General features: G+C 71.8%; 18 protein-coding genes and 2 pseudogenes. 9 read left to right on the forward strand and 11 right to left on the reverse strand.

Going from position 1 to position 20,445, the window contains the following annotated elements; genetic code table 11:
- Nucleotides 1-51 precede the first annotated feature (51 nt).
- The 3 genes from B6R96_RS01365 (at nt 52) to B6R96_RS01375 (ending at nt 3,043) form a co-directional block, all read left to right on the forward strand.
- The gene (locus tag B6R96_RS01365) at nt 52-1,875 is read left to right on the forward strand and encodes a serine/threonine protein kinase (protein ID WP_081521258.1); all 1,824 of its coding nucleotides are present in this window, start codon (nt 52-54) and stop codon (nt 1,873-1,875) included.
- 37 nt (nt 1,876-1,912) lie between these two features.
- Nucleotides 1,913-2,266 carry an IS5 family transposase gene (locus B6R96_RS01370; protein WP_237291271.1) on the forward strand — a complete coding sequence of 118 codons (354 nt, stop codon included), beginning with the start codon at nt 1,913-1,915 and terminating at the stop codon, nt 2,264-2,266.
- A gap of 189 nt (nt 2,267-2,455) precedes the next feature.
- Nucleotides 2,456-3,043 carry an Imm21 family immunity protein gene (locus tag B6R96_RS01375; RefSeq protein WP_081521260.1) on the forward strand — a complete coding sequence of 196 codons (588 nt, stop codon included), beginning with the start codon at nt 2,456-2,458 and terminating at the stop codon, nt 3,041-3,043.
- Nucleotides 3,044-3,070: 27 nt separating this feature from the next.
- Here B6R96_RS01375 and B6R96_RS01380 read toward each other — a convergent pair whose 3' ends face one another.
- Entirely contained in the window at nt 3,071-3,841 is a 771-nt protein-coding gene (locus B6R96_RS01380) for a transposase (RefSeq protein ID WP_081524908.1), read from the reverse strand.
- Between the two features lie 33 nt (nt 3,842-3,874).
- Between B6R96_RS01380 and B6R96_RS01385 the strand changes: the two are divergent.
- From B6R96_RS01385 to B6R96_RS01395, 3 genes and pseudogenes are all read left to right on the forward strand, one after another.
- Nucleotides 3,875-4,294: pseudogene (locus B6R96_RS01385) on the forward strand (IS5 family transposase); the annotation flags it as partial.
- 60 nt (nt 4,295-4,354) lie between these two features.
- Nucleotides 4,355-4,870 (forward strand): GNAT family N-acetyltransferase, encoded by a 516-nt coding sequence (locus tag B6R96_RS01390; RefSeq protein WP_081521261.1) that lies wholly within the window; start codon nt 4,355-4,357, stop codon nt 4,868-4,870.
- 268 nt (nt 4,871-5,138) lie between these two features.
- Nucleotides 5,139-5,516: a hypothetical protein gene (locus B6R96_RS01395; protein WP_159396253.1), complete on the forward strand. Its 378-nt coding sequence runs from the start codon at nt 5,139-5,141 to the stop codon at nt 5,514-5,516.
- 46 nt (nt 5,517-5,562) lie between these two features.
- Here the strand turns inward: B6R96_RS01395 and B6R96_RS01400 are convergent, their stop codons facing one another.
- Both B6R96_RS01400 and B6R96_RS01405 read right to left on the reverse strand, forming a co-directional pair.
- On the reverse strand, nt 5,563-6,975 hold the full coding sequence (locus tag B6R96_RS01400; RefSeq protein WP_081521263.1) for a M1 family metallopeptidase: 1,413 nt from the start codon (nt 6,973-6,975) through the stop codon (nt 5,563-5,565).
- A gap of 97 nt (nt 6,976-7,072) precedes the next feature.
- Nucleotides 7,073-10,984 carry a Pls/PosA family non-ribosomal peptide synthetase gene (locus B6R96_RS01405; protein ID WP_081521264.1) on the reverse strand — a complete coding sequence of 1,304 codons (3,912 nt, stop codon included), beginning with the start codon at nt 10,982-10,984 and terminating at the stop codon, nt 7,073-7,075.
- Nucleotides 10,985-11,243: 259 nt separating this feature from the next.
- On the opposite strand from B6R96_RS01405, the gene B6R96_RS01410 reads away from it, so the two are divergent.
- On the forward strand, nt 11,244-11,822 hold the full coding sequence (locus tag B6R96_RS01410) for a hypothetical protein (RefSeq protein ID WP_203351578.1): 579 nt from the start codon (nt 11,244-11,246) through the stop codon (nt 11,820-11,822).
- 35 nt (nt 11,823-11,857) lie between these two features.
- On the opposite strand, the gene B6R96_RS01415 is transcribed toward B6R96_RS01410, so the two are convergent.
- Nucleotides 11,858-12,268 carry a Fur family transcriptional regulator gene (locus B6R96_RS01415; protein ID WP_030385028.1) on the reverse strand — a complete coding sequence of 137 codons (411 nt, stop codon included), beginning with the start codon at nt 12,266-12,268 and terminating at the stop codon, nt 11,858-11,860.
- A gap of 402 nt (nt 12,269-12,670) precedes the next feature.
- Here B6R96_RS01415 and katG point away from each other — a divergent pair, with 402 nt between their 5' ends.
- Entirely contained in the window at nt 12,671-14,908 is a 2,238-nt protein-coding gene (gene katG, locus B6R96_RS01420) for a catalase/peroxidase HPI (protein ID WP_030385027.1), read from the forward strand.
- Nucleotides 14,909-14,986: 78 nt separating this feature from the next.
- On the opposite strand, the gene B6R96_RS01425 is transcribed toward katG, so the two are convergent.
- The 3 genes from B6R96_RS01425 to B6R96_RS01435 all read right to left on the reverse strand — a co-directional run bounded on the left by B6R96_RS01425 (nt 14,987) and on the right by B6R96_RS01435 (nt 16,306).
- Entirely contained in the window at nt 14,987-15,328 is a 342-nt protein-coding gene (locus B6R96_RS01425) for a hypothetical protein (RefSeq protein ID WP_053168388.1), read from the reverse strand.
- 40 nt (nt 15,329-15,368) lie between these two features.
- Nucleotides 15,369-15,764 (reverse strand): hypothetical protein, encoded by a 396-nt coding sequence (locus B6R96_RS01430; RefSeq protein ID WP_081521265.1) that lies wholly within the window; start codon nt 15,762-15,764, stop codon nt 15,369-15,371.
- A gap of 101 nt (nt 15,765-15,865) precedes the next feature.
- The gene (locus B6R96_RS01435; protein ID WP_053168384.1) at nt 15,866-16,306 is read right to left on the reverse strand and encodes a secondary thiamine-phosphate synthase enzyme YjbQ; all 441 of its coding nucleotides are present in this window, start codon (nt 16,304-16,306) and stop codon (nt 15,866-15,868) included.
- A gap of 61 nt (nt 16,307-16,367) precedes the next feature.
- On the opposite strand from B6R96_RS01435, the pseudogene B6R96_RS01440 reads away from it, so the two are divergent.
- Nucleotides 16,368-17,060 (forward strand): annotated as a pseudogene (locus B6R96_RS01440) (sensor histidine kinase); the annotation flags it as partial.
- 12 nt (nt 17,061-17,072) lie between these two features.
- Here the strand turns inward: B6R96_RS01440 and B6R96_RS01445 are convergent.
- Genes B6R96_RS01445 through B6R96_RS01460 form a run of 4 tightly spaced genes read right to left on the reverse strand, consistent with a single transcriptional unit; the run spans nt 17,073 to nt 20,444 of the window.
- The gene (locus B6R96_RS01445) at nt 17,073-17,786 is read right to left on the reverse strand and encodes an ABC transporter ATP-binding protein (RefSeq protein WP_237291272.1); all 714 of its coding nucleotides are present in this window, start codon (nt 17,784-17,786) and stop codon (nt 17,073-17,075) included.
- Nucleotides 17,783-18,544 (reverse strand): ABC transporter ATP-binding protein, encoded by a 762-nt coding sequence (locus tag B6R96_RS01450; RefSeq protein ID WP_081521267.1) that lies wholly within the window; start codon nt 18,542-18,544, stop codon nt 17,783-17,785. The genes B6R96_RS01445 and B6R96_RS01450 overlap by 4 nt, the downstream gene beginning before the upstream one ends.
- Nucleotides 18,541-19,569, reverse strand: a complete 1,029-nt coding sequence (locus tag B6R96_RS01455) for a branched-chain amino acid ABC transporter permease (RefSeq protein ID WP_081521268.1) — start codon at nt 19,567-19,569, stop codon at nt 18,541-18,543. Before B6R96_RS01455 ends, B6R96_RS01450 begins: the two co-directional genes overlap by 4 nt.
- Entirely contained in the window at nt 19,566-20,444 is an 879-nt protein-coding gene (locus B6R96_RS01460) for a branched-chain amino acid ABC transporter permease (RefSeq protein WP_081521269.1), read from the reverse strand. The genes B6R96_RS01455 and B6R96_RS01460 overlap by 4 nt, the downstream gene beginning before the upstream one ends.
- Nucleotide 20,445: the final 1 nt, after the last annotated feature.

Consider the following 20,445-nt stretch of genomic DNA (forward strand, 5'->3'; position numbering starts at 1 on the left):
ATCATCGGGGCTAGATTTCTGGAAACTCTTTCCAATTCGAGCGGGGCTGACGTGTTAGAGCTGACGGGGAGCGGAGCCGAACCGCTGCAGGCGGGAGACCCGCGCCGGATCGGGTCGATCCCGCTGGCGGGCCGGCTCGGCGCCGGAGGCATGGGGCGGGTGTACCTCGGGATCCGCGAGGGCCGGTACGTCGCCGTCAAGCAACTGCTGCCCTCCGTCGTCGGCGAGGACCAGGACTTCCTGCGCCGCTTCGGACACGAACTGGACAACCTCGCCCGGCTGCCCGCGGACGCCACCGCGCCCTTGCTGGACAGCGACCGCACCGCCGCTCCCCCGTGGTTCGCCACCGCGTACATCCCCGGGCTCACCCTGCGGGAGGCGATCGCCCTGCACGGCGGCCCGCTGCCCGCCCAGGCGCTGTGGCTGCTGCTGAGGGAGGCCGCGGCGGGGCTGGCGGCGGTGCACGCGCTGGACATGGTGCACCGGGACCTCAAGCCGTCCAACGTGATGCTGACGCTCGACGGCCTCACCCTCATCGACTTCGGCGTGGCCCGGGCCGCGGAGCAGAGCCAGCTGACCCGGACCGGCATGGTCGTGGGCACGCCCGCATACATGGCGCCCGAACAGGCTTCGGGGCGGCGGCGGTTGAGCGGCGCCACCGATGTGTTCGCACTGGGCTCCGTACTCGCGTACGCGGCGTGCGGTCAGCCGCCCTTCGGCGACGAGTCCGGGCACGGCGTGCTGTACCGCATCGTCCACGAGGAACCCGACCTGGACCCCCTGCGGGAGCTGGAGCCGGACCTCGCCGACCTGGTCGCGGCCTGCCTCGACAAGGACCCGGAAGGCCGGCCCACCGCCGCGGAGCTGCTCGAACGCGCCTGCGCACACGGTCCGTTCGCCGCCCCCCTGTGGCCGCGGGCCATCGCCGAGCGCCTGGCCGAGCGGGCCGCCTTCGCCGCGAAGGTGCCGGAGATCGACGTACCGACGATCCCGCTCGCCGGGGAAAAGCCGGAAGCGGAAGCGGAACCGGACTCTGCTGCGACCCCGGGGCCCGTCGCCCTCGCTCCCCCGGCCACGGCCCGGCCGGAGCGGGCCGAGCGCCGGCGCCGGACCCGCGTGCTCCTCGCCGTCGTGCCCGTGGTCGTGGTCGCGGGCGGTACGACCCTCGCCATCCAGCACCTCCCGTACACCTCCGCGCCGCGGGCCGGAGCCGGAAGCACCCCCTCCACCCAGGTCACCGCGCCGGTCGGCCCGACGGCGCCGGCGGCGGCAGCAGGCAGCCCCTCGGGTACGGCGTCACCCGCGCAGCCGCCCGCACAGGACCCGGCGCAGGCCGGTACGGGCAGCCCCCCGGCCGCGGTCGGCACCGGCCCCGGCGGCGGGGCGCAACCCGGCTCGGGCAACGCCGGCAACTCCGGCAACCCCGCGAACGCCGGTGGCGCCGGCGGCACGCGCCCCTCCAACGGCGGTACGTCCACGGCCCCCACCGCCCCGGCACCCCCCGCACCGCCCGCCTCCGGCACCTTCCGCTTCAGCAACGGCAACAACAGCAAGTGCATCACGCAGGTCTTCGGATCCTCGGACTTCGGCGACTGCGCGGACGGGAGCGCCCGGTGGACGGTCCAGGGCCGACCGGACGGCAGCTTCAAGCTCGTCAACCAGCAGAGCGGCAGCTGCCTGTACGCCAACATGCTCGGCCAGGCGGTCTTCGTCGGCGACTGCGCCCAGGACACGGCCCGCCTGTGGCGCACCGGGTCGGGCGGCAGCCTCCGCAACGACTACAACGGAGGCTGCCTCGACCTGGGCATGAGCAGCGGCCTGGTCACCAAGTCCTGCGGCGGCGAAGCATCGCAGCGCTGGACGCGGCAGAACTAGGCCGTTTCGTTCGGATCATCTGATCGTTGGTTCGGGTGTGCCATTGAGTGACGCGCAGTGGGCGCGGATCGAGCCGTTGCTTCCGGACCGGACGCCGAAACGAGGTGGTCGATGGAGGGATCACCGCGAGGTGATCGATGGGATCGCTTTCAAGTTCCAGAGCGGATCGCAGTGGGTCCACCTGCCGGAGAGGTACGGCAACTGGAGGGGTGTCTACAACCGGCTGCGGATGTGGGCCGCCGACGGCACCTGGGAGCGGGTGTTGACCGCGCTCATGGCACAGGCCGACGCGGATGAGGACCTGAACTGGGCCGTTTCGGTGGACTCCACGATCGTGCGTGCTCACCAGCACGCGGCCGGGGCCCGTAAAAGAGGGGCTCCGACAGGCTAGCCTGACGACCATGCCATCGGCCGGTCCCGCGGCGGGCTGACCACGAAGATTCATCTCGCAGCCGAAGCGCAATGCCGGCCCCTAAGGGCTGTCCCGTAACTGCTGCTTGCCACAGGGGCTGAGCCTTTCCCCGTGCTGGGTTCCAACGAGCCCGGGGAGGGTGTCAGTGGGCGAGGGCACACTGACTGCATGATCACCTCTTCATCCACCGCCGACGATGCCTCCCACCCCTCCCCTATCTGGGTGGAGTCGATGGGCGGCCCTCTGATCGTCGTCCCCGTCTCCGCCCTGGCTTCCTGGGGCGGGTGCACGGAGGATGGTCTTATGGCGGGAGACGCCACCGCCCCAGACGACTACGACCGGGCCTGTGCGGTGGACGATCTGGCCGGTGTGATCCCCATCGACGAGAACGGTGCGCAGGCACTGGTGCTGGCGGATGAGCCGGCGACCAGCTGCTATCTGCCCCAGCACCGAGCATTCCTGCGGTGGCGCGCTGCCGACTCCGAGGCCGGACTGAGAGCCGCGGCGGACACGGTCCTTGCAGACCCGGCCACGATGTGGGAGGAGTGCGGCACCTGGGCCTCGGACGGTCCGGCGGTGCTCATGGACTCCGCCGAAGCGGGTTCCGACCTGGGCATCGAGTACCCCGATGGTGGGATGCCCGCCGAGGCGCCGGTCTCACTGCCCGCCGGCCGCTGGAGGGTCCGCGCCACGCAGGCCGAGGTGGACGAGGAGAACTGGGTCGGCCTGGTCCAGCTCCTGCCCGCTGAATCCTGAACGGACAGTACTTCTGGCTCGGTGCGGTCAGCCGCGGCGCGCAAGGTTGTGCAGATGAGCAATGCCGAGCATCGCGTGGTGCACGCCATCGCCCTTGAGGCGGCAGTCACGCAGGATCTTCCAGTTCTTCATCCGGGCAAGAGCATGCTCGACCCGAGCGCGGACCATGCGGTGAGAGGCGTTGTGATCTTCCTTCCAGGCGGGCAGTTCGCTCTGCCCAGGGGCGCGGCGGTGCGGGATGACAAGTCCGGTACCCCGATAGCCACCGTCGGCGATCACTACGGTGTTCCCGACGGCGGCCTTCGCCCCGGATAGCCCCCATGCCTTGCAGTCATTGCGGTTGCCTGGCAACGGTCGGCCGACCAGAACCACCAGTTGGGTGTCGGCGTCGACGACCACCTGGTGATTCCTCGAGTAGCGGTAGTTCTTGGACCGCTCCGCCACCGCGTGGTCGCGGGTGGGAACCAGAGTGCCGTCCACGATGAGCACGGCGTCCTTGCGAAACTGCTTACGGGGCCCGAACGCGAGAAGAGGCCCGACCTGCCTGACGATGCGGCCTGCTGCGGACTTCGAGACACCGAAGAGCGGAGCGAGCTGGCGCAGCGTGAGGTTAGTACGCCAGTACGCAGCCACCAGAAGCACCCGGTCCTCCAGTGGAATCCCCCACGGCCGGCCCCGCCGAGCGATGTCGGCGCCTCCGCGCCGCAGCGCACGCACCACCCGGTTGAACTGGCGCGGAGCCACACCAGTGAACGGGGCTATCCAGGACGGCTCGGACGCTGTGATCACGCATGACACGGTCGAGATCATCGCAGGGCAAGATCACTTACGGGACAGCCCTTAGCCTTCGTTCTCATCGCCGGACAGGCCGGTGATGCGCCCGCCTTCACGCACGTGATGGCCCGCCTGCGCGTCCCACGCCGCTGTGGGCGGCCGCGCACCAGGCCGGACGTACTCCTGGCCGACAAGGCCTACTCCTCACGCGCCATTCGCGACTACCTGCGCAAGCGCGGCATCCGGGCGGTGATCCCCATCCCGGCGGACCAGCGGGGCCACCGCCTGCGTCGGGGCAGCCGGGGAGGCAGGCCCCCGGCCTTTGACCGCGAGACCTACAAGCAGCGCAACACCGTCGAACGGTGCATCAACCGCCTGAAGCAGTGGCGCGGCATCGCCACCCGCTACGAGAAGACCGCCACTGCCTACCTCGCCGGGCTCCACATCGCGGGCATCTTCCTCTGGTCCGCGAGGTGAGGCCATATCTCTGAGGCCCCCCGCACACACGCCAGGCCGACCGGAGGGCACACTGCCTAGATGCTGATCAGACGAGAAGCCCCCGCCGACCTGGCCGCTGTCCGTGCGGTGACCATCGCTTCCTCCCACAAGCCGTATGAGGAGGAACCGGTGGAGGTGATGCTGCAGGACGCATTGTGGAGGGGTGAAGACTGGATCCCAGCGCTCTCGCTGGTGGCTGAGGGCGTGGACGGTGCGATCATCGGCCACGCTCTGTGCACCTGGGGCCGAATCGGTACCGTCCGAGTCCCCAATCTCAGCCTGCTCGGTGTGCACGGCGAGCATCGCCGGCGCGGCTGCGGAACCGCCCTGGTCCACGCCACTCTCGCTGCGGCAGACGCCCTCGACGCCCCGATGGTCGTTGTCCTCGGTGACCCCGACTTCTATGGGCGCTTCGGCTTCCGACCGAGCACTGACTTCGGAATCGTCGGCGAGGAACTGGCCTGGGAGCACCCGTTCCAGATCCGCACCCTGGCCGCCTACGATCCGTCCGTACGAGGTGAATTCATCTACCCAGAACCGTTCGGCAACGTCTGACGCAGGCACCGCAGCGGACTCCGGCTCGGCGCGATGATCCAAACGAGACGGCCTAGGCCACAGGGAGAGCAGAGATGAACAGGCCCGCATCCGCGGGAAACCAGCCGGCCCTCAGCAGCCGAGATGGCAGCCCGTTGCGGTCCCCGGACCGGAACCGGACTGGCGCCCTGCCCCGGACTATCAGCAGAACCCCAATCCTGCGATGCAGTACGGGATGTGGGATTCGCTGGCCCTTTCCCACCGGCCGATCGGTGTGCTTCCACCGCCCATGAAGGCGTACGCGGACAGGCTCGTGCTGGCGGTGGAGCGGAGCTGGGAGGACCTGGGCCACGTGGACGTCGCCACCTTCCGCCTCGGCCGGCGCTTCTTCGTCCTGAGCGCGTTCGCCGACGGGGCGGACACGGGGGTCACCGTCTGGCTCGACCGCCGGCACACCGACGACGAGGCCGCCCTCGCCCTGCTCGTCGAGATCCTGGGCATCCCGGCCGACTGCGTCCGTGACATCACCTGGTCTCCGCATCCGGTGGTCCGGTTCGAGCTGGAAGGGCCGCCGCGGCCCGGGGAGACTCCGCGTGGCTCACGCCTGCCGCGTCTCCTGCGGAGGTGGAGGGAGCGGTCGGGGAGCGGTTCCGCCGTCGGCCGGTGAGGGGGTCTCCCGGGCCGGCCGGCGGTGGGCGCCGTTCTGCGGACCCCTACGCCGAGGCCTTGCCCCGGCCCTTGGGGCCGCCGTTCGTCGGCGGGTATCCGGGCCGCGCCGGTATCGACGGCCCCGTCCCCGGTGACGGCACCGGCAGCGGCGGGAGCGCCGGCTCGTACAGCCAGGCCGTGAACAGGTCGTCCAGCGGCTCGGCCGCGTAGCGGGCCACGTGGTGGGTGAAGCCGGTGGTGGTCACGACGGCGTGCCGGTGGACCGTGGGCCAGTCGCGCAGCATGCGGAAGAACGCGCTGTCGCCCAGCGCGCAGCGGATCGCGTGCACCGCGAGCCCCCCGCGCTGGTAGAGGCGGTCGTCGAACATCAGCTTGCGGCCGGGGTCGGCCAGTCGCATGTCCTGCGGTTGCGCGGCCAGCAGCCGGTGTGCGTTGACCGCGTGCTCGTGCGCGGTGCGGCCGCCGGAGCGCTCCGACCAGAGCCATTCGGCGTACTTCGCGAAGCCCTCGTTCAGCCAGATGTGCCGCCAGTCGGCGATGGTCACGCTGTTGCCGAACCACTGGTGCGCGAGCTCGTGCGCGATGAGGCGTTCCGAACCGCGCACGCCGTCCACGTGGTTGGCCCCGAAGGTGGACAGGCCCTGCGCCTCCACGGGGACGTCGAGCTCCTCGTCGGCGACGACCACCGCGTACTCCCCGAAGGGGTAGGGCCCGAACAGCTCCTCGAACAGCCGCATCATGGCGGGCTGCCGGGCGAAGTCGCGTGAGAACTGCGGCAGCAGGTGCGCCGGCACGTGGGCGCTCTGCGGGATGCCGCCGAGCCCGGGGTCGCCGAGGAGGACCGTCTGGTACATGCCGATGGACAGGCCGACCAGGTAGCTGGAGGTCGGCGCGGCCTGCTCGTAGACCCAGGTGGTCGTGCTGGCCTTCGTCGTACGGGTGAGCAGGCGGCCGCCGGCCACGACCGTGTAGGCGGAGGGCGTGTTGACCGAGATCTGGTACGAGGCCTTGTCGGCGGGCCGGTCGTTGCACGGGTACCAGGACGGCGCGCCGACGGGCTGGCTGGCGACGAGCGCCCCGTCGGTGAGCTCTTCCCAGCCGAGGCCGCCCCAGGGGCTGCGCACGGGCTTGGGGTTGCCCGCCCAGTGCACCTCCACGGTGAAGGCGGAGCCGCCGGGCAGCGGCTTGGTGGGGCGCACCCGGAGTTTTCCGGCGCGGTGGGTGTAGTGCGGGGCGCGCCCGTTCACCAGGATCCGCCCTATTTTGAACTCGGCCAGGTTCAGGTGGAACTCGGCGAGCGGTGCCCGCCCGGCGATCGCGCTGATCCGGGCCGTCCCGGCGAGCCGGTTGGGGCCGGGACGGTAGTCCAGAGCGAGTTCGTACCGGTGCACTCGGTAACGGGAGTCGCCGTTGGCCGGGAAGTACGGGTCCGATGGCTCTGTTTTCTGGCCGCTCACTGCCGCTTCCGCTCCCTGCGCTGTGCTCGTACGACGTGCTGGTGTACCGGTTGTGCCGGTGCTCCCGCCGGTGCCGGCCGGGGCGCGAACGGCCCGGTCAGGACCGCCACGCCTCGATCGGATTGCCCAGCCAGCGGGTGTCGGCGGGGACGGATTCCCCGGCCATCACGAGGGAGGCGGGGCCCAAGGTGCTGCGGGCCCCCACCGTGCTCCCGGGCAGGACGATTCCGCCCGGGCCCAGGGTGGCGCCCTCATGGAGCACCACAGTATCCGTCCTCAAGATCCGGTCGTGGAAGAGGTGCGTCTGCAACACACAGCCCCGGTTCACGCTGACCCCGTCGCCCAGCACCACCAGGTCCGTCTCGGGCAGCCAGTAGCTCTCGCACCACACGCCCCGGCCGATCCGGCCGCCGAGCGCGCGCAGCCACAGGGCCAGCACGGGTGTACCGGGCACCGATCCGGTCAGCCACGGCACGGCAAGGACCTCGACGAAGGTGTCGGCCAGCTCGTTGCGCCAGACGAAGCCGCTCCACAGCGGGTGCTCGCCCGTGCGGTGCCGACCGACGAGCAGCCATTTGGCGCTCACCGCGACCGTGCAGGCGGCCAGTCCGGCGACCAGCAGGACCACTCCGGAGAGCAGCGCGGCGCCCCATACGCCCAGGCCGCTGCGGGTGACGAGCGCGCACAGGGCGGCCACGGTCAGCACGGCTAGGGCGGCCGAGCAGAACACCGGGGCGAGCCGGCACAGCTCCACCAGGCCGCGCGCCCACAGCAGCCGTGCGGGCGGCTCGTAGGTCCGGCTCTGGTCGGAGTCGGAGGTGGACCGGGGCAGTTTGACCGGCGGAAGTCCCAGGTAGGAGCTGCCCTTCTTGGCCTTCTTCGGGGTGGCGGACAGGACGCCGACCAGCCCGTCGTCCGGCACGGAGCGGCCCGGGGCGGTCATGCCGGAGTTCCCCAGGAAGGCGCGGCGGCCGATCTCGGAGTGTCCGATCCGGACCCAGCCGCCGCCCAGCTCGAAGGGGGCGGTCAGGGTGTCGTCGGCGAGGAAGGCTCCCTCGCCGACGGTGGTCAGGCTCGGGAGGGCGAGCACGGTGGACACCTCGGCGCCCCGGCCGATCTTCATGCCGAGCAGCCGCAGCCACACCGGTGTGATCAGCCCGGCGTACAGCGGGAAGAGCGTTTCGCGGGACAGGTCCATCAGCTGGGTGACCGTCCAGGCCTGCCAGCCGACCCTGCTGTGCGTCGGATGGGTTCCCGTCCGCAGCCCGAGGCTGAGCAGGCGTACGGAGACCAGCAGCAGCACCGCGTAGGCGAATCCGAAGGCCAGCGCGCCCGGCACCACGGCGAGGAGCGCTCCGCGCAGTGCTGCGGCGAATCCGGCGTCGGCGGGCACGAACCGGCTCACCACGAGCAGGGCGGGCAGGGCGGCGAGGACGGGCAGGGCGGTGAGGCAGAAGCCGGCGGCCCCGTACGCGGCCCGCCAGGGGAGGCCGCGGGGCGGGCGCTCCTTGGGCCAGTTGTGCTTGGCCTTGCCGAGCTTGCCGGCGGGTGCGCCGGCCCAGCGCTGGCCGGTGGGGATCTGTCCGACCACCGCGGAGCCGGGGGCCACCTCGGCGCGCTTTCCGACGCGCGCGCCGGGGAAGAGGATGCTGCGGGTGCCGACGACCGCGCCCGCGCCGACCTTGATCGCGCCGATCTCCAAGTGGTCGCCGTCCAGCCAGTGGCCGCAGAGGTCGACCTCGGACTCCACGGCGCAGCCGCGGCCGAGTTTCAGCATGCCGGTGACCGGGGGCAGGGAGTGCAGGTCGACCTCGGGGCCGATCTTGGCGCCGAGGGCCCGCCCGTAGCGCTCCAGCCAGGACCCGGTGAGGGAGGTGGCGCCGACGTACTCGGCGAGCTGCTCGGCCGTCCACAGCCGCAGGTGCACGCTTCCGCCGCGCGGGTGGCGTCCGGCCTTCACGCCCCGCATCAGGAGGCGGGCTCCGCCGGCCGCGATGGCGAGCCGGCCCGGCGGGCTGTAGAGGAGCAGCGCGCCGGCGGCGACGAGCCACCACGAGGCGGTCGGCGCCCACGGGTAGGGCCCGAACCGGTGCAGTACGTTGCCCAGGGCCAGTACGGCGACCGTCCAGCGCAGGCCGACCAGGGTGAACAGCGGGAGCAGCAGCAGGGACTGGACCAGCTGGGAGCGCAGCGGTACCGGGGTGATGGTCCGGGCCGCTCCGTCGTCCTGTGCGGACTTCTCCAGGTGCCGGGCCAGCTTGCGCAGGGTGGGCTGCTGGTAGACGTCGAGGACGGCGGCGCTCGGGTAGCGGGTGCGCAGCCGGGTGGTGAGCTGGGCGGCGGCGAGGCTGCCGCCGCCGATCGCGAAGAAGTCGTCGGCGGCGCTGGTGACGGTCACGCCGAGGGTCTCGCTCCACTGCTCGGCGAGCCAGGCCTCGGTGCCGTAGAGCTGCTCGGTGGGGCCGGAGGTCTCCAGGTCGGGCAGCGGCCAGGGCAGCGCGTTCCGGTCGACCTTGCCTGAGGTCCGGGTGGGGAGCTCGGCGACGGGCGCGAGGAGGGGGACGAGGGCGGCGGGCAGCTCGGCGCGCAGCCGGGTCACGGCCGCCGCGTGGTCCCAGCCGTCCTGGGTGACGAGGTAGCCGACGAGCAGCTGGTTGCCGCTGCGGGCGGTGCGGACGGCGGCGGCCGCTCCCGCGACACCGGGCAGGGCCTGGAGCGCCGCGTCGACCTCGCCCAGCTCGATCCGGCGACCGCCGAGCTTGATCTGCTCGTCGGCGCGGCCGAGGAAGATCAGGCCTTCGGGTTCGGCGCGTACGAGGTCGCCGCTGCGGTAGGCGCGCTGCCAGCCGAGGGATTCGAGCGGGGCGTACTTCTCGGCGTCCTTGTCGGTGTCGAGGTAGCGGGCGAGGCCCACGCCGCCGATCACGAGTTCTCCGCTGCCGCCCATGGGCACCGGCTCCCCGGACTCGTCGACGACGGCCAGTTCCCATCCGTTCAGCGGGAGGCCGATCCGGATCGGCTCCTCTCCGGTCAGGAGGGCGGCGCAGGCGACGACGGTGGCCTCGGTGGGGCCGTAGGTGTTCCAGACCTCGCGGCCTTCGGTGACCAGGCGCTGGGTGAGCTCCGGCGGGCAGGCCTCGCCGCCGAAGATCAGGAGCCGGACCTCGTTGAGCGCCTCGGGCTCCCAGAGGGCGGCCAGCGTCGGCACGGTGGAGACGACGGTGATCTCCTGGTCCACGAGCCAGGGGCCGAGGTCGGCGCCGCTGCGCACCTGGGAGCGGGGTACGGGCACGAGGCAGGCGCCGTAGCGCCAGGCCAGCCACATCTCCTCGCAGGAGGCGTCGAAGGCGACGGACAGTCCGGCCATGACGCGGTCGCCGGGGCCGATCGGCTCCTCGGTGAGGAAGAGCGCGGCCTCGGCGTCGACGAAGGCGGCGGCGCTGCGGTGGCTGACGGCGACGCCCTTGGGCTTGCCGGTGGAGCCGGAGGTGAAGATGATCCAGGCGTCGTGCTCGGGGCCGGGGCGCGAGGCCGCGGCGTGGGCTCCGGGCTCCGCGGCCCGGCCGGAGTGGATGCGCTGTCCGCCGCCGAGGACCGCGCGGACCCCCGCCTCGCCGAAGACCAGGTCGGCGCGCTCGTCCGGGTCCTCGGCGTCGACGGGTACGTAGGCGGCGCCGGCGGCGAGTACGGCCAGGATGGCCACGTACAGCTCGCTGGTTCCGGAGGGCACGCGGACGCCGACCCGGTCGCCGAGTCCCACTCCGGCGGCCGCGAGGGCGCGGCGCCGGCGCTCGACCTCGGCGGCCAGTGCCCGGTAGGTCAGTCGGGTGGTTCCGTCGTCGAGGGCGAGCTCGTCGGGGTACGCCCGTACGGTGGCCTCGAAGATGTCGACGAGGGTGCGGGTGGGGGCGGCCGACCCTGCCGTGAAGCGGGCCGACTTGCCGGACTCCTCGGGCATCTCCCCGCCGTCGAGCAGAGTGAGTTCACTGCGCTCAGGTGTGACTGCCATCGGCCCTCACGTCTCGTTCCCGGCAATGTCCGGGTCGCCGGCGGAGCCCGGGTCTGCCCAGGTTGTTCCGGCTCGGCGCCAAACAACCCACCAGTCTAGTGCGCCATCAAGGGTTTTCTTGTTGAAGCCTCGCGCGTGGCCGGGAAAAGACGGTGGTCAGGCGGGGGATGGCGGGGGCGATGGGGGCGATCGGGGCGGCTGATGCGGCGATCGGGGGCCGCGCGGAGCGTGAGCGGCCGATCGCATATCGTCGGCCGACATGACCGATCATGCTGCGCCCACGTCGCGCTTCCTCGTCCTGCACGACTACGGCATGGGCGGATCGTGGTGGTGGGTCCACGCACGGTCGGTGCGGGAGGTGCGCGAGACGTTCGCGGACGTCGAGGTGATCGACACGGCGGAGACCCTGGAGCGGGCCGAGGGCTGGGGCCTGGACGAGGCCCGGGTCGACGCAGCGACCACGCCGGAAGGGCTGGACGAACTGCGCGCCAAGCGCGAGGCGCAGCGCGGCCTGGACGGCTTCGGCGCGCTCGCCGACCGGGAGGTGGTGTGGCTGCGGCGGCGCTGGGACGACGGGAACGACGAGGACCGGACGCTCTACCTGATGGAAGTCGGGGCCGACGGCCGGCGCACGCGCCAGGTCGAGCTGACCCCGGACGGCACGGGGGTGCGCAGCGGACCCGACGACTGGCCCTTCAACCCGCCCGTCGTGGACCTCTTCGACCCCGAACTCGTGGGCATGGAAATCGGCCAGGACGAGTTCGAGAGGAACTGGCTCGGCGCCCGGCCGATGGAATGGCCGGACGAGGAGCAGGCCGAGGAACCGGCCGACGAATAGAACGCGGGAGGTGCGGGCGCCCGGAAGAGACGCGCCTACGCGCAGTCCGGGCACAGGCCGCGGTAGGTGACCTCGACCCCGGACACCGTGAAGCCGAAGCGCTCCTGCGCCGGGAGGCCCGCCAGCGGGTCGCCGGTCGGGTGGACGTCGCGGATGACCCCGCAGGCGGAGCACACCAGGTGCTGGTGCGGGTGGTGCGCGTTGGGGTCGTAGCGCTTCGCCCGGCCGTCGGTGGTGACCTCCGCGACCTCGCCGAGAGCGACCAGTTCGCCCAGGGCGTTGTAGACGGTCGCCCGGGAGATCTCCGGCAACCGCTGCGCCGCACGGGCGTGGACCTCGTCCGCCGTGAGGTGCACGTGATCGCCGTCGAGGACCTCCGCGACCACCCTCCGCTGGGACGTCATCCGCCAGCCACGCCCGCGCAAACGCTCCAGCAGGTCACTCATATCGGCCCACCTATTCAGGTTCGACGGGGTGCCCCGAAGTATGCCGAGGGACATCCGGAATCCGATCGCATGTGGATCTGGTGTCCTTCTTGACTTGGATTCTGTCCATCGTAGGATCGGATTCGTAGATAGCCAAGAGACAGGAAGGCTCCAGGGCGGCAGGTGACGAAGACGTGACGGACCACCGCCCGCGAAGTGCGCGGTGCAGACGCACGCGCACCGGCCGTCGGCGCCCCCCTGCTCACAACCGTCCGGGACGGTGACCGCTCGGCGTCGTGGCGTTCGACGAGGCCGAGCACGTGCACCCGGGGCCTGTGCCCCGGCTGTTCCATCGCATCCAGTCGCACTTATCCCGCATTCAGTTCCTGAACACCGTGATCCGCCTGGTACGGAAGGATTCCCATGTCCGAGAACCACGATGCAATCGTCACCGACTCCAAGTCGGGGGGTGGGGAGGGCTGTCCCGTCGCCCACACGCGTGCCCCGCACCCGACCCAAGGTGGCGGAAACCGCCAGTGGTGGCCGGAACGGCTCAACCTGAAGATCCTCGCCAAGAACCCCGCCGTGGCCAACCCCCTCGGCGAGGAGTTCGACTACGCCGCGGCGTTCAAGACCCTTGATCTCCCCGCCGTGAAGCGGGACATCGCGGAGGTGCTGACCAGCTCCCAGGACTGGTGGCCCGCCGACTTCGGCCACTACGGCCCCTTCATGATCCGCATGGCCTGGCACAGCGCGGGCACCTACCGGATCAGCGACGGCCGCGGCGGAGCCGGGGCCGGCCAGCAGCGCTTCGCCCCGCTCAACAGCTGGCCGGACAACGGCAACCTCGACAAGGCCCGTCGCCTGCTGTGGCCGGTGAAGAAGAAGTACGGCAAGAGCCTTTCGTGGGCCGACCTGATGATCCTCACCGGGAACGTGGCGCTGGAGTCGATGGGCTTCGAGACCTTCGGCTTCGGCGGCGGCCGTCCGGACGTCTGGGAGCCGGACGAGGACGTGTACTGGGGTCCCGAGACCACCTGGCTCGACGACGAGCGGTACACCGGCGACCGCGAGCTGGAGAACCCGCTCGGCGCGGTCCAGATGGGCCTCATCTACGTCAACCCGGAGGGCCCGAACGGCAATCCCGACCCGATCGCCGCGGCACGCGACATCCGGGAGACGTTCCGCCGGATGGCGATGAACGACGAGGAGACCGTCGCCCTGATCGCGGGCGGCCACACCTTCGGCAAGACCCACGGCGCCGGCCCGGCGGAGAGCGTCGGCCCCGACCCCGAGGCCGCCCCGCTGGAGGCGCAGGGTCTGGGCTGGAGCAACTCCTTCGGAACCGGCAAGGGCGGCGACGCCATCACCAGCGGTCTCGAGGGCATCTGGACCAACACCCCGATCACCTGGGACAACAGCTTCTTCGAGATCCTGTTCGGCTACGAGTGGGAGCTGTTCAAGAGCCCCGCCGGAGCGCACCAGTGGCGGCCGAAGGACGGCGCCGGCGCCGGCACCGTGCCCGACGCCCATGACGGGTCCAGGACCCACGCGCCGACGATGCTCACGACCGACCTCTCGCTGCGGTTCGACCCGGCGTACGAGCAGATCTCGCGCCGCTTCCTCGAGAACCCCGCCGAGTTCGCCGATGCCTTCGCACGCGCATGGTTCAAGCTGACGCACCGCGACATGGGCCCGATCGTGCGCTACCTCGGCCCGGAGGTCCCGACCGAGACGCTGCTGTGGCAGGACCCGCTCCCCGCGGTCACGCACACGCTCGTCGACGCCGGTGACATCGCCGCACTCAAGCGTCAGGTCCTCGCCTCCGACCTGTCGGTGTCCCAGCTCGTCTCCGTCGCCTGGGCCTCGGCCTCGTCCTTCCGCGGCAGCGACAAGCGCGGCGGCGCCAACGGCGGCCGCATCCGCCTCCAGCCGCAGAGCGGTTGGGAGGTCAACGAGCCGGACCAGCTGGCAGGGGTGCTGCGCACCCTGACCGGGATCCAGGAGTCCTTCAACTCCGCCCAGAGCGGCGACAAGCGGATCTCGCTCGCGGACCTGATCGTGCTGGCCGGTGCGGCCGCCGTCGAACAGGCCGCCTTGGACGCCGGGTTCGCCGTCCAGGTCCCCTTCACCCCGGGCCGCGCGGACGCGACGCAGGAGCAGACGGACGTGGAGTCGTTCGCGGCGCTGGAACCGGCCGCCGACGGGTTCCGCAACTACCTCGGCAAGGGCAACCGGCTGCCGGCCGAGTACCTGCTGCTCGACCGGGCGAACCTGCTGACCCTGAGCGCCCCCGAGCTGACGGTCCTGGTCGGTGGCCTGCGCGTACTGGGCGCGAACCACCAGCAGACGCCGCTCGGCGTCTTCACCACGACTCCCGGGTCCCTGACGAACGACTTCTTCGTCAACCTGCTCGACCTGGGTACGACGTGGACGGCGACGTCCGAGGACGCGAACGCGTTCGAGGGCCGCGACTCCGCCACCGGCCGGGTCAAGTGGACCGGCAGCCGGGCCGACCTCGTCTTCGGCTCGAACTCGGAGCTGCGTGCGCTCGCGGAGGTCTACGCGAGCGACGACGCCAAGGAGAAGTTCGTGAAGGACTTCGTCGCGGCGTGGGACAAGGTGATGAACCTGGACCGGTTCGACCTCGCCGGACAGTGACATGAAGTCCGGGCCGGCCCGCACCGGCCGGCCCGGCGGGCACCCGTAGGGGCGCGGCTCCCGAAGGAGCCGCGCCCCTCAGCCCGGCAGCTGCTCGACCACGCTGGTGCCCTTGCCCTCCTGCGACTCCCATGTCCAGGTCTCCTCCAACCGGAGGCGGCCGTCGGCCGGTTCGGTCACCACCGAGGTGCAGTGCCCGGAGGCGGTCGTACCGTCGAGGCGGAGCTGCACGTAGCGGAAGTCGATCGTGTCGGCGTCCCGGGTACCGACGAGGTACCCCCTGACCACGTCCCCTCCGTGGTATTCCGCCCAGATCCGACCGTCCTGCTCGTGGTAGGCGAACCGGGTCTGCCGGCCGACCTGGCCGGGTGCCTGGTCGGCCACGGGGACGAAGACGAGGCCGTCGAGCGAGCGTGCCACCGATAACTCCTCTGCGGGGAAGGCGATCCGGTCATCCACCCTAAAGGGGCAGCGGCCGCCCCGATGCGACGTGGGCCGTCTCCCGCTCCACGGCGGCGAGTTCCTCCTCCCGTCCCATGAGCTCCAGCTGCTCCCGGTAGCGGCCCAGCGCGGTGAGGAGCAGGAGTCCCCTGGCCGGCTCCGCGGCGTACATGCGGCGCGCGGCCCCGACCGCCTCGGCCCGCAGGGCGAGCGCGGTCTCCGGCAGGTGGGCGAAGTCCTGAAGGCTGTACTCGTACAACGCGACCGTCAGCAGCGGCAGATACGCCAGCGGGCTCACCTGGGCGAGCACGCGGTAGGCGGCGACCTGCTGCCGCGCCGGCAGGGTCTGTGATCCCAGGAGGGCTACTCGGGCTCGAAGTACCGCGTCGTGATGGGCGTGCGCTGAGAAAGTCATGACGGTGATTCTCAAAGCCGCACAGGGGTCCGAACAAGGGCAATTCGCTGTGCCCTTGGTCCTACGAAAACGGCCTCTGACCTGTCATGATTGATACGTCATCACCCCTGCGCGTGAGCAGCGCCCAGGAACGAGAGCCGGACCTGGCGCCGGGGGTTGTCCCGGTTGGTGTCCACGAGGGTGACGGACTGCCAGGTTCCGAGCTCCAGCATCCCGTCGACCACCGGTAGCGTCGCGTGGGGCGGGACGATCGCGGGCAGGACGTGGTCCCGCCCGTGGCCGGGGGATCCGTGCCGGTGCCGCCAGCGGTCATCGGCGGGCAGGAGGGACTCCAGGGCCTTCAGGAGGTCGTCGTCGCTGCCCGCTCCCGTCTCGATGACGGCGAGCCCGGCCGTCGCGTGCGGGGTGAAGATGTTCAGCAGCCCGCTCCGCCCCTGCGCCACCTCCCTGAGGAAGGCGGCGCAGGCATCGGTCAGGTCATGGACGGTCTCCCGGTCCCCGGTCGTCACGTCGATCGTTCGTGTAGCGAAGGTGTCGGCCATGGCAGCATCCTCGCGCCCCGACCCCGCGGGGGCGCGCAACCCCGACCGGTGTCGGCCGGCGGCCCTGCAGGCCCGCCTGCAGGGCGAGCAGCGGTTCACCGCCGATGTCGCGCACGAGCTGCGCACCCCGCTGATGGGGCTGGCGACCGCCGCCGAGCTGCTGTCGCAGGAGCTGGCGGCCGACTACGTACGGGACCGGGTCAAGGTGCTGGGCGGGCTCGTGGAGGACCTGCTGGACGTCTCGCGGCTGGACGCCGGGGTGGAGGTGGCCGATCTCCTGCCCTGTGCGCTCGGTCCCCTGGTCGCCGACTGCGTGCGGCGCACGGGGCTGGCGGTGGAGCTGCGGGAGGAGGAGGGGACGGGCCCGGCGGTGGGCACGGACCCGCGCAGGGTCGACCGTATCCTCGCCAACCTGATCGCGAACGCCCACCGGCACGGCGCGGGTCCCGTGGTCGTCACCGTCGGCGCGCGCCGGGTCGACGTACGGGACCACGGGCCCGGGTATCCGGACGAGCTGCTCGCGCAGGGGCCGCAGCGGTTCCGTACCGGTGCGGCCGAGCGGGGGCGCGGACACGGTCTGGGCCTGACGATCGCCCTGGGGCAGGCCCTGGTGGTCGGGGCCGAGCTGGAGTTCGCCAATGCCCCGGACGGCGGGGCCGTGGCCACGCTCCTCCTGCCCGATGCCGACCCCGCCGACCCCGGCGGCCCTGGTGACCCTGGTGACCCTGGTGACCCTGGTGACCCCGAAGAGTGACGGAGGTGGCGGTCAGTCGACTCCCAGCAGGCGACGGCGGTCGTCGGGGCGGGCGGCGAACTCCGCGCAGGTCGCCCGGTGCACGATGCTCCCCTTCTGCATGACGGCCACGTGCTCGGCGACGGAGAGGGCCAGCCCCAGGTTCTGCTCGACCAGGACGACCGTCATGCCCTGCGCCGCCACCTCGCGGATCACCTCCCCCACCTGGGCGACGATCGCGGGAGCCAGACCGTCGGACGGCTCGTCGAGGAGCAGCAGCCGCGGATTGCCCAGGAGGGCCCGGGCGATCGCGAGCATCTGCTGTTCCCCTCCGGAGAGTTCGTCGCCCCGGTGTCCGAGCCGCTCCCCGAGCCTCGGCAGCAGGTCGAGGATGCGTGCCCGGGTCCACGGCCCCGGAGCACCTCGGCGTCTCCGTGCGGCGACGGCGAGGTGCTCCGCCACGGTCAGCGGCGCGAACACCCTGCGTCCTTGGGGTACGACGCCCACTCCGGCCCGGGCGATCACATCGACCCGGGCTCCGGCGATCTCCCGGCCGTCGAGGGTGATGCTGCCCTCGTAGGGTCTGACGAATCCCATGACGGTGGAGATGAGGGTGGTCTTGCCGACCCCGTTGCGCCCGAGTACGGCGACGATCCCGCCGGGTTCGGCTTCGAGGTCGACGCCGGTCAGGACCACGCCACCGGCGTATCCGGAGCGCAGGCCGCGCATGCGGAAGTACGTCTTCACGAGGAGACCTCCGTGGTGCCCAGATAGGCCTGCTGGACCTCGGCGGAGGCCCGTACGTGGTCCGGTGTGCCGGTGGTGAGGTGCCGGCCGAGGTGCATGACGGTGACGGTGTCGGCGAGCTCGAAGACCATGTCGAGGTCGTGTTCGACGAGGAGCACGGTCACCTCTCGGGGCAGGGCGGCGATCAGCTTCGTGAGGCGCTCCGTCTCCGCCGGCGACATGCCGGCGGCCGGCTCGTCCAGGAGCAGCAGCCGCGGTTCGGTGGCCAGCGCGACGGCGACCTCCAGTTGCCGGCGTTCGCCGTGCGAGAGGGCGCCCACGGTCAGGTCGTGCCGGTCGGGCAGGCCCACCTGTTCGAGGAGTGTGCGGGCTCGCGCGAGCTCCGCGGAGGCGGCGCTCACCCTCCGCCATCCGCCGAGCCCCGCCCCCGTCCGGAGCAGCACGGCGAGCAGGACGTTCTCCAGTACGGTCTCCCGCATGAAGAGGCTGGAATGCTGGAAGGTCGCGGCCGTTCCGAGGCCGACCCGGCGGTGCACGGGCAGCCGGGTCGCGTCCCGCCCGTCCAGCAGGACGGTACCCGTGCTGGTGGACAGGGTTCCGGAGATGAGCCCGAACAGCGTTGACTTCCCGGCACCGTTGGGGCCGATAATCGCGTGCCGGGCACCGGACCGTACGGTGAGGGACACCTCGTCGACGGCGGTGAAGGAGCCGAAGTGCTTGGACACCCGGCGCAGTTCCAGTGGATCGAGGTCGCTCACGCCGTCCTCTTCCGGCTCGGCCTGTGCGGGAGCCGTACGCCGGCCACTCCGCGGGGCAGTGTGTACACGGCGATGACAAAGAGCAGTCCGAGCAGCAACGGGCCGCGTCCGGCGACGACTTCGAGGTTCCCGAGGTAGTCGCGGGTCAGCCAGATGAGCGCGGCCGCGGCGCACGCCCCCCACATCGAGCCCGTGCCGCCGATGACGACGGCCAGCAGCGCGAGGGCGGCGATCTCGAAGCCGGCGTCGCCGGGCGAGACGAACCGCTGGACCGAGACCCACAGCGAACCGGCGGCACCCGCCAGCGCCGCGGCGCCGCAGTAGACGGTCAGGGCGTACCGCCGGGTGGGGTAGCCGATCGCCTTCATGCGCGGCTCGTTGTCGCGGATCCCGCGCAGGGCGAGGGCGAAGGGCGTCGAGCCCAGGCGGGTGACGGCCGCGAACAGCAGCAGGAACACGGCCAGTACGTAGAAGTAGACCAGCCCGTCGAGCTCCAGCGCGGGAGTTCCGGGCAGTGGCACGACGGGCGGGACACCGGATATCCCGTCGGTGCCGCCCGTCACCGACTTCCAGTTGACGGCGGCGCTGTAGACGATCTCGCCGATGGCGAGCGTCAGCATGAGGAACACCACGCCGCGGGCCCGGACGGCGAGCCACCCGGTGGGCACGGCCACCAGGGCGGAGACGCCCGCCGCGAGGAGGAGCTGGAGCGGGCCGATGTCCGTGAGGTTCTTCGCGACGACGGCGGCGGTGTAGGCGCCGACGCCGAAGTAGGCGGACTGGCCGAGGGTCGGCAGCCCGGTCAGTCCGGTGAGCAGGTTCACGCTCAGGGCGAGCAGGGCGAACACCAGGATCCGCGACAGGGTGGCGACGGCGTACGGGCCGAGCAGGAAGGGGGCCAGGGTGAGGCCGAGGAGTACGGCGGCGACGGTCGCCCGGGACCTCATGAACCTGCCCGTGGACGTGCTCGGTGACGCGCTCGGGGACGCGGACGGGGGCGTGGACGTGGACGTGGTCGTGCTCATGTGCGCACCGCCGAGGGGATCAGGCCGTGGGGGCGGACCACGAGCACGAGCAGCATGGTGCCGAAGAGGAGGAAGGGCGCGTACTGCGGGAGCAGCGCCACCCCGAGGGTCTGGACCTGGCCGATGAGCAGCGCCCCGGCGAGGGCGCCGCGCACGGACCCGAGACCGCCGACGACCACGACGACGAGGGAGAGCACGAGCACGCTCTCGTCGACGCCCGGGCCGGGGCCCAGGATCGGCGCGCCGAGCACCCCGCCCACGGCCGCCAGGGCGGCGCCGAAGGCGAAGACCCCGTAGAGCACCTTGCGGATGTCGACGCCCTGGGCGCGGACCATGTCCCGGTCCGCGACGGTGGCCCGGACGAGCGCTCCGAGCGAGCTGCGCTCGAAGACGAGGTGCACGAGGAGCGCGAGGGCGGCCGCGACGGCGATGAACACCAGCCGGTACACCGGATACGTGTGGCCGAGCAGGTCCACCGTCCCGCGCAGCGACGCCGGGGGGTCCGTGGGAAGTACCTCGCCGCCGAAGACGGCCGCGAGGAGGTCGGCGACGATGAAGGTGATGCCCAGGGTGAGCACGGCCTGGTCGAGGTGGCCGCGCCGGGCCAGCGGCTGTGTGAGCAGGGTCAGCGCCGCTCCGCCGAGGGCGCCCACCAGGGCGCCGGCCGCGAGGGCGAGGAGCAGGCCCGGCAGGGTGCCGTCGGAGAGGGCGTAGGCGGTGTAGGCCCCGGCGAGGTAGAGGGTGCCGTGCGCCAGGTTGAGCACGTCCATCATGCCGAAGACCAGGGAGAGGCCGACCGCGATCGTGAACAGCAGCAGTCCGAAGGCGATCCCGTCGACGACGCTGACGAGGTTGCCGTCCAGCCATCCGGCCATG

Origin of the sequence: Streptomyces sp. Sge12, assembly GCF_002080455.1 — a bacterium.
Lineage (GTDB): Bacteria > Actinomycetota > Actinomycetes > Streptomycetales > Streptomycetaceae > Streptomyces.